Below are 14,213 nucleotides of genomic sequence, written 5' to 3'. Positions count from 1 at the left end.
CCCGGTCTGATCCAGGTCCGCACGAACGCCGGCCTGAAACCCCGACACCGAGCAGAGGAAGGCGATCACGACACCCGACGCGAGCAGGCTCACGCCCTTGAGCACTTCCACCATGACCACCCCCGGTCGTGAAGCTATCGCAGAGTGTTCCACCCCGCGACCGCCTCGCCCCGTAGGAGGATCCCCATACGGGACAGCCCGCAGCACCCTGGTGTCGCTGATTGAAGGTCGACGGAGAGTGTGGCTCAGAGGACGCCCACGGACGATCGTGCAAGGGTCGAGAGATGGGCGCTGAACAACTGAACGGATCCATGAGCGAGGCTGACTCGAGCTTCGGACACGTCGGCGGCCGAGAGGCCCGGGAAGGTGATCGATCGGGGGTGACCTCCAGGGTTTGGAGCGAGTTCGACGTCCTCGTTGAGGCGATCGCCATCATGACCAACTGGCGAAAGCGATCCTCGTACCGATGCACTGCTACCCGCCAGGAGCGCGGTCGTATCGAGACGTATCAGCTCGAATTTTGGCCCGGGCAGGCGTCGTATCTGTGCGTTGATGACCGGACTGGCGTGACCGACTCGCTCAACGCGACGACCGGCCGGTACATCGCAGCAGGTGACCCTCGGGACCTGTCGACGAACCAGCTGATGCCAGAACCTCTCGCCGCTCGCCTGGGGTTTCCTCTGAACCTGCCCGTCTGGGGCCGGCCAAACGACGCCTACCGGATGGTCGGGGCGACCCGAGCGGACCGTGAAACCGTGATCCGGCTTCAGCACCAGGCCGATGCCCATTTACTCGGAACCATGACAGTCGACCGCGAGAAGCGGCTCGTCACTCGTCTCGATACCGTGACTGAAGTCTGCCGCTACGAGAACATCGAGGCCGGCACGAGAGCCCTCACCGACCTCTAACGAGCTGCACCGAACTTCTTCACCGTCTACTCACGAGGGGATGGGTGTTGCGCATCCCCCGAAACCTTCCAGAGGTCCTCGGCGACACTCGGGACGGTGAGGTGCACGAGCAGTCACGACGAGGCTCCCGGGTCGACCGCGGACCGTGCTCGCTTTGAAATTCGCGCGCCCGGTGAACCATGGTCGACCGGACGGCCGGTAGGGGTCGTTCTCACATGCTCGTCCGCGCGGTCGACGTGAGGAACGGGGTGGTTAGTACCGGCGGATAGAGACGTTCTCACCGAGGCTCGTCCAGTCGAGGCCATCAGCGTCGTCCGGACCGGCGCCATCGGTGTGTATCTGAACGACCCATGCTCCGTTCAGCGACAACTCATCCCCGCAGCCGCTTCCGTCTTCGTTGTCGCCTTCTCCGTCCACGATCACGCACCGGCCTCCGGTCGTGATCTGCGACCCGATCCAGACGTCCAATCCGTCGGCTGAGCCGACGTAACGGATCGAGGCGGGGTCGTAGCCGTCTCCTACAGTGCCGACGTCGGGAAGAGCGTCTCGCTCGTCTTGTGCCCGCTTGAAATCGGAGTAGGCCTCGGTGTCGGGGCCGGAACACCCGGCCATGAGCGTCGTCGTGAGCGCCATCACTGCGGCTCCGGTCACCCACCTCAGGCGCGTTGTCGATTCCACCGCATCCCCCTGTGCCTCGTCAGCACAACGTACCGCGCTGCGAAGGAGAGGAGCGCTGGCACTGTAACGATGGGTCTTCTTCCGAGTCTCGCACCCACGGGAGAGTCGATGGAGCGTTCCGTATGGGGATCGTTCACCGGTACACGCATGAGCGACACCGACCGCCGCGAAATGTAGAGATGATCGCTCTGTGGCGGTGTTCTGCGATCGCATTATGGCGGCAGAGAGCGCTCGTTTGGAGCACACCTCAACTTGGCGTCAGGCGGGCTCGCTTAGCGAGTTGTCTCGTCCATCGAGTCGGGAGCCTGCTCGGGAGAGATCTCTGCGTCTTCGTGGCGGGCATTGCGCAGGGGGGAGAGTGCGACGATGAGCGCGGCTGCGGTGAAGGCGATCGCCGCCGCTCCGATCGTCAGGTTGTAGCCCCAAGCCGTTACGAGGACGCCGGTCAACAGCGCACCGAAGAGAAACACGACGCGATTCGCTGTGCGGATGGTGGAGTTCATGCGGCCCTGGATCTCGTCGGGCGCGATCGCTTGCCGGTATCCCGTGTCGTTGGCATCCTCAATACCCATCGACAGCCCGTAGACGAACTGCACGGCGCAGACGACGGGAAGCAGGAGACCGAGGCCGCTGTCCACGTCGAGGGGAAGAACGGCGAGTGCCAGCCAGGGCAGGATGACGAGCGCACGGCCCAGCAGGATCGCACGACCCGCTCCGACCCGCGCCCCGACAGCAGGTGCGACGAGAGCTCCGAGGAGGCCACCGACGCCGCCGAACGCGAGCGAGACGCCGAACGCCCAAGCGGGCAGGGACAGCTCTCGGAGAACGAACACCGCGAACACCGTCGTCACGATGCTGTTGCCGAGGAACCAGGCGTGGACGGAGAGCGCGAGCGGCCGGAGGGTGCGGTGCCGGTAGGTGAATCGCATTCCCTCGAGGATGTCGTGACCGATGTGACGGCCTGGTGCGCGGCGATCGGGCCGGCGCTCCTCCACCTTGATGCGTGATTGCAGCACCGCCGACACCGCGTTGATGGCAGCGTCGAAGGCGAGCAGGAGTGGTGAGCCGATCAGGTTGAGCAGTGCTCCGCCGAGCGCGGGTCCTGCCGTTCCCGCCAGGGTCTCGCTCTGGCCCAGTCGCGCGTTGGCCATCACCAAGGACGACCGGGGAACGATCTGCGGGAGGAACGGCTGCGCGGCGGAGTCCGCGAACAAGGTCAGGACACCGAGCAGCAGGACTGCCGCGGCGAGTGACCAGAAGGTGAACGCATCGAGAAGGAGAAGGACGGGGATCATTCCCAGAATCAGCGCACGCCCGATGCTGGTGACGACCAACGTCCGCTGGCGCCGCCACCGATCCATGAGCGCGCCCACGATCAGACCGAACAGCAGGTACGGCACTACGCCGAGCGCCGCGAGAATGCTGATCTCCGCAGGCGTTGCGTTCAGTACCGAGACGATCAGCACCTGGAACGCGACACCCGCGATCGCACTGCCGAAAGAGCGGATGGTCGTTGCGCTCCAGAACAGCGCGAAGGGCGGAAGGCCGAGCACTTCGCGCGGACCGTTCATCGGAACCCTCCGGGCAGCCGATCCATCTCTACGGTCCGCCGCGCATCAATCATTGGTGCCCCTCACGATTCAGTCCACTCTCCCAGAACAGCGGCCTGAGAGGATGTGGTGTCCGGTAGGGGATCGCCCAGTGCGACACTTCCCACCCGAAGGTCAGAGGGTGGGAAACCAGCTTGAGTTGTCCACGATCCACAGCGACACGGAGTTCCAGAGTCCCGTGATGACGAGGACGCCGATCGCGATGAGGAGCACGGCGACGGCCTTGTTGGCGTAGGCGCCGATGCGGCGCAGCCAGCGGCGTGAGCGTGCTGCGCGGGCGAGGACGAGTCCGAGCAGGAACAGCGGGGTGAGCATGCCGAGGAAGTAGACGAACCCTAGCGCCACGCCGAGTCCCACGGTGTCGATGTTGGAGGCAAGGCCGTAGGCGATGGCGAGGGACGGGCCGAGGCAGGGGTACCAGACGGCGGCGCAGCTGACTCCGAGAAGCAGCGCTTTCGCGACCGAGCCGCCTGGGGTGGAGGTCTTCGTGATCCACGGAATCCGGAGGACGCCGAGGGAATAGAGGCCGGCACCGATGAGCAGTCCGCCGGCGATGAACGTGTACGGCGGCCGAGCGAGGTTCACGTTCGCCCCGAACGCGAGCAGCAGCGCCACCGACCCGATCAGCACGAGCGCGGCACCGACCGCGAACGCGAGGATCGACCACACCTGCCGAGACGGTCGAGCACGTCCGTTCCCTGTCGAGGTGAGGGCGCCGACGATGCCGGGGAGGATCGGTGCAGCGCAGGGGGAGAGCAGAGCGAGCGCGCCCGCGAGAAACGCGGTGCCGAGCTCGGGGAACATCCCCTCACCCTAGTTTCCGGAAAGGGCGCGCCTTGGTCCCGCGCTTCCTAGGCTGACCTCGTGACCTGGACAAGTCGACCGCGCAGCATCGTAAGGGTGACCGCTCGAACCCTCGCCGCCACGGTCGTTTCTGCCGCCGTCGCGGCCTCGCTCAGCGGGTGCTTCACCACTACCGAGCGGCCGCTGCTCACCTTCGCGGACCTCGACCGGGCAGCGACCGACGCCGATACGTTCCCGACGCTCCCTCCGCAGGCCTCCTGGTCCGAGATGGACGAGACCAGCTCCCGGCTCGTCAGCCGAGTCGGAGACCGATCGCTGTTCCTGGCGCGCACGAGCGATCCGGGCACGACGTGCCTGACGAGCTTCGCTGACGAGGACACGTGGGACCAGAGCTGCGGGGCCGGCGACTTCGACGCCACGATCGGTCGGAACACGTTCCACGTCGTCCCGGACGGCGCGGGCGCGGAAGAGACGTGGACGCCGCTCAGCGAGAACGTCTACCTCGACGGCGTTGGTGTGCGGTGACGACGATCGAGGAGCTTCGACTGGCGCTCGTTCCCGTGTTCGAGGAGATGCTGCACGGGGAAGAACGCTCGTCGCTTCAGCTGCACTTCGTGCGGCTCGCAGAGTGGCCGGACGGTTCTCCTCTGAGCCCTGCGGATCGCCTCGATGATGGCAGTGTCATCGCGCAGTGGGCTGTCCTCGACGAGACGGGCTCATCGCGAGAGCTTCAGAGCGGCGCCCCCCTGTCGGTCCTCGCTCTAGCCGTGCAGAGCGACCTTCAAGACTTCATCGCGGAGAGCTTCTTCGGGTGGGGACAGCTCAGGGGTACTTAACGCTCCTGTCACCTTCTGGCACCGGTCGCCTCCGCCGGTAGAGGCCAGCGGCAGGTGATCACATCGATGAACCATCGAGACCTGACCACCTCCTCAACAAAGCACTGTCGTCGTACAGTCTGGCCATGGGTGCATTGGTTCGGCGGCGCGTTCGGTGGTGGTGGCTCGCGATCGCGTTCGTTGCTCTCGTCGCGGTGGTCTTTCTCGCCAGTGACCGTTCGGGTAGCTGCGCGGAGTACGTGAACTCGCCAGGCGTGTGCACCAGCGTCAACGAGGATCCTCGTACCTGGGTCCTCGTCGGAATCGGCAGTCTGATCGTCCTCGGCGCGCTGTATGGAGCGTTTCGGCGCAGGTAGTCGAGCCCTGGAAACGGAGCGCGGCCGTCCCGTAAGGGGTCGGTCAGAGACGCATTCTGACGCAGCGGCTCCACCGCGGAGAGCGAGTTCGGTCGGGGATATCTCTGCGGTCCTGGATCGCTCCTGCGACCGGACGCGCCGCTTAGGCTGTCGCGCATGCGAGGGCGTGCAGTGATGGTGGTCGGGCTTTGTGGGATCGGGTTGCTGATGCTCGGCTGCGCACGTGCCGAGCCGCAGAGGCTACCGGGGCTGGGGTCGAGTGAGCCAGCTCCAGAAGGGGCGGTGTATCGCTCCTTCTATCGAGGTGGTGTCGAGGCATTCGAGGCGAGTCGGGTCCGCTGGCTCGATGACGGAGATGGCTTTGAGCTGACCCTCACGGGAAGTGGGAACTGCCCGGTCGTCCCCGTCACGATTGAAGTCCTGGCTCCGGACCGCCTGCTGATCGAGACGAAGCAGCAGGTCGACCCCGCCGGATGTCAGGAGGACGCCGCGCTGTGGAGCTTCGTGCTCGATGCACCCGAAGGTCTCGACAGCACCGCGCCGGTCCAGGTTGACATCTCCGGAGAGCGGATCGCCTCTACCGAAGAAATGGCGCCACGACGGTGAATCGGAACCTGCCCGGAGCAGGACATCCCGTATGGGGATCGTTCAGCGGGCCGCTGAAGCGGTGAGTGCTGCTCTCGGCCGCTCTGTGCGTCGCGGCCGAGAGCAGGGCGACACCGGCGGACCCCTACCGGTCTGTCGCGTGCGGCGTCAGCGAAGTCCCCACTTCTCGACCGCACCGCCACAGTAGAGCCACCAGCGCACCGCCCGAACGTCATCAGAGCCGAACGCTGCGGCGCAGCTCGCTGTCGCTCCACGTCTCGAGGACCCACCTATCGGGTTCGGGTGGTGGGTCCGATGCTTCCCGTGCTGCTTCTCGGGCTCGCTCCGCGAAGCTGTAGCTACCGATGGCGTCCGGCAGCTTCTTGGCGCGCATCCCGCAGAAAGAAGGTCCACTGGTCGCGTCTGATGACGAGAGCGACCGGAAACTGGCGTCATGGGCCGAGGCGTCGCGCTTCTTCTCGATCGACACGTTCCCCGTCGTCCAGAGCTTTCTTGCCCACTCGCCGAACGATCCGTCGGGTCTCAAAATTCACTTCAGGGAGCCCAGCAATCGCGGTCGGGCTCGTCGTGTAGCCGGCGGCGCTCTCTCGCTTGGACACGTCCACCATGCGGGGACCGAGGATGAGGGAAAAGTAGGCGTAAAGAGAACCCGCGACTGCCACGATCGCCAGGGCTACCCAGAGGCTCCCGAGTACGACCCCGAGGAAGGCGCCGACGCCAACGCACAGAATCATGGCAACGATCACTTGCCGTGCGCGGGCCAGGTACCAGGAGAGCGGTCTTCCCTCGACCACTTCGACCTGCGCAAACAGCTCGTCTGGGATCTCAGCATTCACTGACTCGGCTCCCTTGCTTCCTCGTTGCAGAGACGCGTCGAGGCCTGTGCGCTCCGAACAGTCCATGGCGTCTGTCTGATCAGCATGAACCCTTGGTTCTCGGCGGGATTTCTTCGACACGACCGTCATCTTGCACGGTGCCGAGCGGCAGGGGCTTCCCGCTTGCTGTCCGACGATCCTCCTCATGGCAGGCCGTCGTCCCGTACGGGGATCCTCTACCGAACGGTGCGGGGAGGACGCACGTTGCTCTTACTGGTTGAGCCGTCGAGCGAAGTGATGGGCGGTGATGTCCATCCGTTCGCGCAGGTAGAAGCGATGCGCCTCGAAGCGTTGCACGCCGGAGTCGAGCTCGATCGCGCTGCACCCCAGTTCCCGACCGCGCTCCGCCAGCGCGGTTAGGAGTGCCGCGCCGTGGCCGTGGGATCGCTCGGCGGCGGCGGTGGACAGGTCATCGATGTAGAGCTTCCTGATGGCGCTCGTGTTGACGACTACTCGCCAGCCGGCGACAGCCACGCAGCGATCGTCTTGCAGTAGAGCGGTGAAGCGGAGACCTTGGGGCGCGCCTTCTCGCAGTACCAGCTCGAGCAATTCGTCAGTGAGATGGGGCCGCAGCTCGCGGAGGACGGGAAGAGCGGCCGCCCACCGCGCGTCGCCGGGCTCTAGATCAAGGATCACGGCGAGCAGACTAGCGCTCGCGTCGTCCCGTACGGAGCTGGTCTAGTGAGCGTCCGATAGGGGATCGTTGAGCGGTCGCCCGAACGCGGATCAGTAGACCGATGCACGCCGCATTGCTACGGCGAGACGATAGAACCCCTGAGAGTCACCGTCTGTCACCATTCGTCGCCCAGCTTGCGGAGACCGTTGTCTTCCGGCAGGGTCTGGCGCGAGTAGTCGTGCAGAACGTCGGGCGACGCAGTTTCGCGTCCGTCACGTTCAGCTTGGCGGATGGCCGCGAGGACGACGCATGTCACAGCCACGATCAACGCCGCAGCAGTCGTCAACGTCATCCATATCGGCTGAACGGTTGACCCGTCCGAGCACAGCGGGTTCCAGAGGAACCCCTCTCCCGTCAGGCTGCCTCCGCCGCGGGTCCTGCACGTCTCGCTCGGGTCCCACATGTAGATGGAGGCTACGGCTCCCACGGCGGCTGCAAGCCCACCGAAAACCAAGGCGAGAACGATGGGCGTCGCTGCACTCGGTCGCGGGGGCTCTCCAACGTTCATCGGGACATCATGCACCGCGCTCCACCAGATTGATCAAGAGCCGGAACGTCAGGCCCGGTATCGAGTGGCCCGCGTGGAGGTCATCGCGCCGCGACGGTGAGGTTCAATTCTTCGCCGACGCGCAGAATTTCGTCGGAAGGGAAGCGGAACGGGTTGAGGTAGAACAGGTCATCGGCCGTCATGTCGAATCGTGCCGCGACGTCCTCTGCGAGGTCGTTGCGAGCGACCGTGTACGACGTCGGCATTCCGTCCGTCGATGTCGTTTCGCCACGCGCTGCTGCACGCGGCCCGGCGTCCTGGGCGACGAGATCACTGCGTTGAGGCTTCACGCTCCATTGGACGTCAGCGACAGCAATGATCCTCATCGAGCAGTCGGGGTCGTTCTGGGGCTTGGTGGTGATGACGAGCTGATCGATCGCTGTCGGGTCGCCGTGGAACTCTGCGAGGTTCCGCCAGGCCTTGTAGGGCTTCCCTGGCTCCGCATCCGCGAGACCCATTGGGAAAGCAATGTCGAAACAGGTGGCGCCCTCATCGATCGGGTCCAGCGCTGCCATGACCGCAACGGAACCTGAGGAAGATGCGGTCGCGGCGGGAATGTCGAGCTCGTCTGATGCCAGAGCCAGCCGGCCATCAGCCGCACTCAAACGGATGCTGCCGGCCGTCCCATCGCTCCCCGTGAACGTTGCCACGCCAAGGTCACCGGTCAGTGCGGCGTCGGAGCTGCTGTCTGTGGACACCGGAGGCGGAGCCGGCGGTTCAGGCTGTGGCGTGCATCCCGTGACGACGATCAGGCATGCTGCGATCGCGACCGTTTTTCGCGCCTTCGAGAATGTCCCCACTGGCTCAGCGTAAGCGACGTCCTCGCTCTTCCCTTGGTCGTGCGGTTGGGGCGACTGGATGGAGTGGTCGCGGTTCCCTCCGCTGAGGCCAGCTAGGGGCTACAGCGCCTTGCTAGGGTCCGGACTTATGGATGAGCCCCGAAAGCGCGGACACCCGCTCGTCGTCGCGGGAGCGACGATCGCGGCTGCAGCCGTCCTCTGCGCTTTCGTGTACTACGCCGGTCTGGCCGTCTTCCGGACCGAGGGGGACGTGCCGGCGGCCTCGGCCATCGACTTTCCGGCCGGAAGCGAGCTCGTCAGCGAGACCGTCGAGTGCGCCTCCGGTGGATGCTGGCGGCTGTTCTCGGTGCGCCCGCCCGACGCGATGACTCCCGAGCAGCTGTCGAGCGAGCTCGGAACGACGCCGCAAGCGCGCATCGCAGGAACGCTTTGGGACCCGCGCACCATCACGGTCAGTTCCGCCATCGAGGGACCTCTCCTGAAGGTGCGGGCCGATTACTGGTCCCAAGAGTTCATCCCGTAACCACGCGCGCGAAGCGCGGTGCACCGCCGGCGTGACACGGACCAAGGAACGGGCGCTGCATCCGTTCCGTATGGGGATGGTTGGCCGGGCGCCTAGACGTCTGCGGGCAGCGGTATCGTCCCGCGAAGCATGTGGCGGTGAAGCTCGCACCGTCGATCATTACTCCGACGTTCGGGCCGGAGGACATCAGCGCGGGATGTTCCTACTGCGCTCGGAACTGGCGCTGGTCGCTGCAGTAGCAGTGATGGCCGCGAGCGGCTGTCCTGCGGAACGCTGCCGCCCGCGCCCGCGCGCGGCGCATCCCGCGCGCCGGGCTGGTGCGGGGAACGGCCCTCCCGCAGACGCCAACTTGCAGCTCGCTGCCACGAACACTGTCCCACTGATGATCTTCGAAGGGCATGTGTGTCCCGCTGCCAAGCCCGGGTGTCGGCAACACCCAGGGTTGTATAGCCGAGCTATGCGGAGTAGACCTAGACGTGCACGACGACCGCTCACAAGGGGTGAGCGCGGGGACTTGGATGAAGGTCGTAATAGTCATGCACACCTCACGAAATCGGTCCGCTGGCAAAATCGCCACGGTGTTCGTTGCGCTCGTCCTGGGTACGGTTGTCGCACCTGCCGCTCAGGCTGACGTACCAGGACTGAACACTCATTCCTGCGACGGACAGACGTACGACCACTCGCTCGGCAGCTACAGCAACGACCAGGGGGACTTGCCGCTGCGTTGCGGAAATTCCCGGTTCGGACTGAATCACATCATCGCTCGCGGCCACTTTGACGCGGACACCAACTTCGATATTCAGCAGACACTCAGCTACGGCCTCTACGCACCCGGGAGCTCAGGCGTCTAAGACGCTCTACGACGCAAACTGCACACCCGTCTACTTCGTTCTCTTCGGATATAACGCCTACAACGGCTCCGATCCCCTCGCTAACCCCATCGGCATCGTCAACGCCTACAAAATCGACAGCACCATAAACACCCGATCTACCAGCATCACCACCGCCGCACCCATCATCCAACCGCCCTACGGGACCGGATGCCCCGTCTACACCCCGATCGAGAACGATTGACCGACACCCGCGACCTCGCCGACGTCGTGGGGTGGATGCGCCGCCACTACCCCACCCCGTACGACGTCATCGCGGCTACCGCAACCCACAGCTCAAACGGATGGAGCGTTGACACAACCATTCGAGCTACACCCACCTCCACTGACGAGGTAGTGAATCTCGACCAGTGGGACCCTGCCGCAATCGATTCCCTGACCACCGGAGGCGACCTTGCAGTCGAAGCCTTCGCGCTAATCTTGCACGCCAACCTCATCGAATGGTGGGATACGGAACGACCGAAAACGTCGACGCGATACTGAACCACTAAACAATGTGACGAATCAAGCATAAGATCCGAGCAGACACCCCCTGCGAGGCGACGGACGGAAAGCAGCTGATTGCTCCGTTGAGCGGCTCTTCACCGGCACGCCGACAGCATCACGGGCCGCCGACCGACTCGACCCTTCCCTCGGCAGCTCCCAGAACCGCGCCACCCCGGGCACGCTGCTTCAACTTCGATCCCATCGCCAACACTCCGACTCACGGTGGTATTGCAACGACCGGCTGAACCCAAGTCCCCCTAACGGACACCTCCGGAGTAGATGAGGACAGCCGCTCCGGCGTCGAGGAGCCTCTCCGGCCCCTGTTCGATGCGCGAGGATTTGGACATGCGTACCGATAGGGAATCGCTCTCCGCGTCGAGCGGGAGCCTCGCGCCCGCAGCGCGAGGCTCCTCTGACCCGGCCCGGCTCGAACGGGCTGCCACCCTCACCGTGCTGCGGGCAGGACACCCCCTTACTGGATTAGGGGTGCCTTGGGCGGGCGCATTCGACGGTAGTGCGGCGCGAGCCTCGGAGGGCTAGTGCGTCGATGCGTCCGGCGTCCGATGAGGGGTCGTCATCCGGCCGCCCAGGATGGCCGCGCATGAGACCGGAATCTCGCGGCGCTGTTTGTCGCAATAGACCCGCCCGATGAGATGCCCGATGGTGGGGCGTCAACTGACACACTGAGCGCACGGTCGCTCGTGGGATACGCCCGCGTCTCAACCGACAAGCAGGATGCGACCGCTTAGCGGGACGCGCTCCGGGCGGCCGGCGTCCCATCCGATCGGATCTACGCCGACTCGGGTCTGACCGGCCGGAACCGCGAGCGTCCCGCGCTACGAGAGGCGCTGGCTGCGTGCGACGCCGGATCGACTCTGCTCGTGACGAAGCTCGACCGGCTCGCGCGGTCCATCACAGACGCTCGCGACATCGTTGATGAGCTGACCCGCCGCGGGGTGAGGCTCAGCATCGGGGGATCGGTCCACGATCCGGAGGATCCGATCTGCCGGCTGCTGTTCGACGTGCTCGCGATGGTCGCGGAGTTCGAGGGGGATCTGATTCGTGCCCGCACTCGTGAGGGGATGAAGGTCGCGAAGGCCAAGGGGCGTCTGCGTGGCCGTCAGCCGAAGCTGTCGCCGAAGATCGAGGCGCATCTGGTCGCAGAGCATCGTGCCGGGAACTGCACCGTTGCCGAGTTCGCGGCGGAGTTCAAGGTCGCGCGGTCGACGGTCTATCGGGCGGTGCAGCGGACTGATGCGCGCGCCGCTGGCGCTGTCGCCCTGGCGCCGCCGACGGAGGGCGCATGATGTCGGGGGCGGAGAGGGTACCTGCGCTGGTGCCGGAGAGGGTGGAAGTGCTGCCCGGTTGGTCTGCGCTTACACGTGTTCTCAGCACCGGGCGGGGAACTCTCGCCCAGGCGGTCGCCTGTATCTGGCTCTTCGTCGGGTTCGCGGTCCTTCCTCCGGGATCGCGTCTGCCCCTTTTCGTGCAGCTGGTGCTGTTCTTCGCCGCTCTCGCTTGGTCAGTGATCTGTCTCGCGATCGGCACGTCCAGGGTCACCGGTGAGAAGGAAGCCGGTTACACGACCCTGGGGCTCGGGCGCATCACGGTTCCTGCGGTTGATGCGAGAACGGGCGTCGTGCTGCGGGCGGCAGGCGTGCCGCACTGCCGACTCGTCGGCCGGGTCCGGCACTCCACCGCCGACGCGTCCGCCGGTCAGTCGAACCGCGCGCCCTCCGGCCGCGGCGGCAGCACGAACAGGATCAGCAGGAACACGTAGCCGGCGATCGGCACGAGGATCGCGAGGATCCACAGCCCGCTGCGGTTCACGTCGTGCAGTCGCCGCCAGATCAGCGAGAGCGACGGGAGGAACGTCGCCAGCGCGATGGCGCCCGCGGCGAGCGACACCCAGAAGGTCTGGAACGGCGCGCCGCTCGGGTACGGGGTCAGCGTGAAGTCGAGGCGCCACGGACCGCCGTCGGCCAGCTGCAGCAGCCCTGTGAGGACGCTGCCGAGGAGGATGATCCACCAGTACTCGGCCCGGCTCGCCCTCCCGCGGAAGCGGAGGTAGTTGCCGAAGAAGCGGCGGAGCGCCGCCATCGGCGGAGCCCCGTAGTAGGGGAGGGTCAGCGGCGGCTCGAGGGTGCTCGGGCTCATCGGGTTCCGTCTCTCATCCCTCGACCGTATCCCCTGCTCCCCGCGGCGCCGCGTCGGCCGTGCGGACGACATCCCCGTCTTCGCGCCGGAGGAACGCCGCTGCGTTCGCGAGGCCGGAGGCCGCCGTGTTCACAACGGAGGAAGAACGTTCCAGCTCGACCGTGAACACGCGGATCGGCATGCGCCGGAACGCGTTCTTCCTCCGTCATCAACACGATCAGCGAGTAGGGACCGCCTCCGCCCGCACCGCCGCCGTCGCCCGGGCGTCGACGATCAGGCTGACGACGAGCCCCACGGCGACGATGACGATCGCGACCCACGGCAGCACGTCGAGCCCGCTCGCGTCGATCGCCAGTCCGCCGACGACCGCGCCGCCGCCGATGCCGATGTTGAACGCCGTCGTCTGGAGCGCCGCGGCGAGGCTCCGCAGCTGGAAGGAGGAGGTGCGCAGCATCCGGGTCTGGAGCATCGCCGGGATGCCGCCGAACGCGATGTTCCAGACCACGGCGGCGACGACCACGGCCGTGGCGGCGCCGGTACCCGCGGCGACGGCCAGGCCCGCGAGCGCCAGCACGACCGCGATCGCGGCGACCACGAAGCCCGAGCGGGGGAACCGGTCGGTCGCGAAGCCTGCCAGGACGAGTCCGACCGCCCCTGCGCCGCCGAACGCGAAGAGCACGAGCGGCACCGTGTCGGGGGCGAAGGAGGCGTTCTCGAGCCAGGGCGTGATGTAGGTCGAGAGGGTGTTCTGGCCGATCAGCACCAGCAGGATGACGACGCAGACGCCGATGATGCGGGGGAGCGTCCGGTCCTTCCGCGCCGGCAGGCGGATCTCGCCGGTCCGCAGCGGGATGTGGTGGTCGACCGCGGGCAGGAACTTCACCACGATCAGCGCGAGCACGAGCACGACGCCGCCGAGGATCGCGAAGGTGGGCCGCCAGCCGAACGCGTGCCCGAGCGCCGTGCCCAGGGGGACGCCGAGGACGAAGGCCGCGGATCCGCCGCCCGCCGTGATCGCGGTCGCGCGGCCGAGCTGCTCCGGAGCGACGAGGTGCGCGGAGTAGGCGGCGACGATCGCCCAGAAGAGGCCGTGGGCGAGCCCGCCGAGGATACGCGCGCCGATGAGCAGCCCGAAGGTGGGGGCGAGCGCGGCGAGGACGTTGGCGACCGCGATGGTGCACAGCGCCACGAGGAGGAGGCTCTTGCGCGAGAAGCGCTGGGTCACCAGGGTCAGCGGAGTCGTCGCGACGACGACGGTCGCGGCGAAGATCGTGACGAGCTGGCCGGTGAGCGAGATGCTCACCCCGAGGTCGCGCGACATGTCGGGGATGAGCCCGGTCGGGAGGAACTCGCTCGTCACGGAGACGAAGACGGCGCCGGCGAGCGTGAGCAGGCCGATCCAGGGGAAGGCGGGGGCTTTCGCGGTGTCCTGAGGGTTCACGGTGTCCTGAGGTCGGGGGC

15 protein-coding genes and 1 pseudogene are annotated in these 14,213 nt (G+C 66.3%); 8 read left to right on the top strand and 8 right to left on the bottom strand.

Annotation, left to right across the window (positions count from 1 at the left end; translation table 11 throughout):
* Positions 1-284 precede the first annotated feature (284 nt).
* Positions 285-908, top strand: coding sequence for a hypothetical protein (locus tag C5B95_RS16675; RefSeq protein ID WP_146076644.1), 624 nt, complete (start codon positions 285-287; stop codon positions 906-908).
* Between the two features lie 252 nt (positions 909-1,160).
* On the opposite strand, the gene C5B95_RS16670 is transcribed toward C5B95_RS16675, so the two are convergent.
* The 3 genes from C5B95_RS16670 to C5B95_RS16660 form a co-directional block, all read right to left on the bottom strand.
* Positions 1,161-1,586: a hypothetical protein gene (locus tag C5B95_RS16670; RefSeq protein ID WP_146076643.1), complete on the bottom strand. Its 426-nt coding sequence runs from the start codon at positions 1,584-1,586 to the stop codon at positions 1,161-1,163.
* Between the two features lie 272 nt (positions 1,587-1,858).
* On the bottom strand, positions 1,859-3,157 hold the full coding sequence (locus tag C5B95_RS16665) for an MFS transporter (protein WP_104349663.1): 1,299 nt from the start codon (positions 3,155-3,157) through the stop codon (positions 1,859-1,861).
* 153 nt (positions 3,158-3,310) lie between these two features.
* Positions 3,311-4,000, bottom strand: a complete 690-nt coding sequence (locus C5B95_RS16660) for a cytochrome c biogenesis CcdA family protein (RefSeq protein WP_104349662.1) — start codon at positions 3,998-4,000, stop codon at positions 3,311-3,313.
* Between the two features lie 96 nt (positions 4,001-4,096).
* On the opposite strand from C5B95_RS16660, the gene C5B95_RS16655 reads away from it, so the two are divergent.
* The 5 genes from C5B95_RS16655 to C5B95_RS17270 all read left to right on the top strand — a co-directional run bounded on the left by C5B95_RS16655 (position 4,097) and on the right by C5B95_RS17270 (position 6,637).
* Positions 4,097-4,525 (top strand): hypothetical protein, encoded by a 429-nt coding sequence (locus C5B95_RS16655; RefSeq protein ID WP_104349661.1) that lies wholly within the window; start codon positions 4,097-4,099, stop codon positions 4,523-4,525.
* Positions 4,522-4,836: a hypothetical protein gene (locus tag C5B95_RS16650; RefSeq protein WP_104288854.1), complete on the top strand. Its 315-nt coding sequence runs from the start codon at positions 4,522-4,524 to the stop codon at positions 4,834-4,836. The genes C5B95_RS16655 and C5B95_RS16650 overlap by 4 nt, the downstream gene beginning before the upstream one ends.
* A 125-nt stretch (positions 4,837-4,961) precedes the next feature.
* Positions 4,962-5,192 (top strand): DUF4179 domain-containing protein, encoded by a 231-nt coding sequence (locus tag C5B95_RS17275; protein ID WP_146076642.1) that lies wholly within the window; start codon positions 4,962-4,964, stop codon positions 5,190-5,192.
* 282 nt (positions 5,193-5,474) lie between these two features.
* Positions 5,475-5,798 (top strand): hypothetical protein, encoded by a 324-nt coding sequence (locus C5B95_RS16645; RefSeq protein ID WP_104288855.1) that lies wholly within the window; start codon positions 5,475-5,477, stop codon positions 5,796-5,798.
* 344 nt (positions 5,799-6,142) lie between these two features.
* Positions 6,143-6,637, top strand: coding sequence for a hypothetical protein (locus C5B95_RS17270; protein WP_146076641.1), 495 nt, complete (start codon positions 6,143-6,145; stop codon positions 6,635-6,637).
* Between the two features lie 246 nt (positions 6,638-6,883).
* On the opposite strand, the gene C5B95_RS16635 is transcribed toward C5B95_RS17270, so the two are convergent.
* The 3 genes from C5B95_RS16635 to C5B95_RS16625 form a co-directional block, all read right to left on the bottom strand.
* Positions 6,884-7,309, bottom strand: coding sequence for a GNAT family N-acetyltransferase (locus C5B95_RS16635; protein ID WP_104349659.1), 426 nt, complete (start codon positions 7,307-7,309; stop codon positions 6,884-6,886).
* A gap of 155 nt (positions 7,310-7,464) precedes the next feature.
* On the bottom strand, positions 7,465-7,641 hold the full coding sequence (locus tag C5B95_RS17650) for a hypothetical protein (RefSeq protein WP_181068118.1): 177 nt from the start codon (positions 7,639-7,641) through the stop codon (positions 7,465-7,467).
* Between the two features lie 296 nt (positions 7,642-7,937).
* Positions 7,938-8,696 carry a LysM domain-containing protein gene (locus C5B95_RS16625; RefSeq protein WP_146076640.1) on the bottom strand — a complete coding sequence of 253 codons (759 nt, stop codon included), beginning with the start codon at positions 8,694-8,696 and terminating at the stop codon, positions 7,938-7,940.
* 127 nt (positions 8,697-8,823) lie between these two features.
* Here C5B95_RS16625 and C5B95_RS16620 point away from each other — a divergent pair, with 127 nt between their 5' ends.
* Both C5B95_RS16620 and C5B95_RS16615 read left to right on the top strand, forming a co-directional pair.
* Positions 8,824-9,219: a hypothetical protein gene (locus C5B95_RS16620; protein WP_104260795.1), complete on the top strand. Its 396-nt coding sequence runs from the start codon at positions 8,824-8,826 to the stop codon at positions 9,217-9,219.
* Positions 9,220-11,248: 2,029 nt separating this feature from the next.
* A pseudogene (locus C5B95_RS16615) lies at positions 11,249-11,902 on the top strand (recombinase family protein).
* Between the two features lie 409 nt (positions 11,903-12,311).
* Here C5B95_RS16615 and C5B95_RS16610 read toward each other — a convergent pair.
* Positions 12,312-12,752 (bottom strand): DUF805 domain-containing protein, encoded by a 441-nt coding sequence (locus tag C5B95_RS16610; protein ID WP_104250042.1) that lies wholly within the window; start codon positions 12,750-12,752, stop codon positions 12,312-12,314.
* A 217-nt stretch (positions 12,753-12,969) separates the two neighbouring features.
* Positions 12,970-14,213, bottom strand: a 1,244-nt coding sequence (locus tag C5B95_RS16605; protein ID WP_219813009.1) for an MFS transporter, incomplete at its 5' end; no start/stop codon positions are given.

Origin of the sequence: Rathayibacter sp. AY1A7 (assembly GCF_002930845.1) — a bacterium.
GTDB lineage: Bacteria > Actinomycetota > Actinomycetes > Actinomycetales > Microbacteriaceae > Rathayibacter.
The sequence above is the reverse complement of the archived record's forward strand: the minus strand, read 5'-3'. Positions and strand labels throughout refer to the sequence as shown.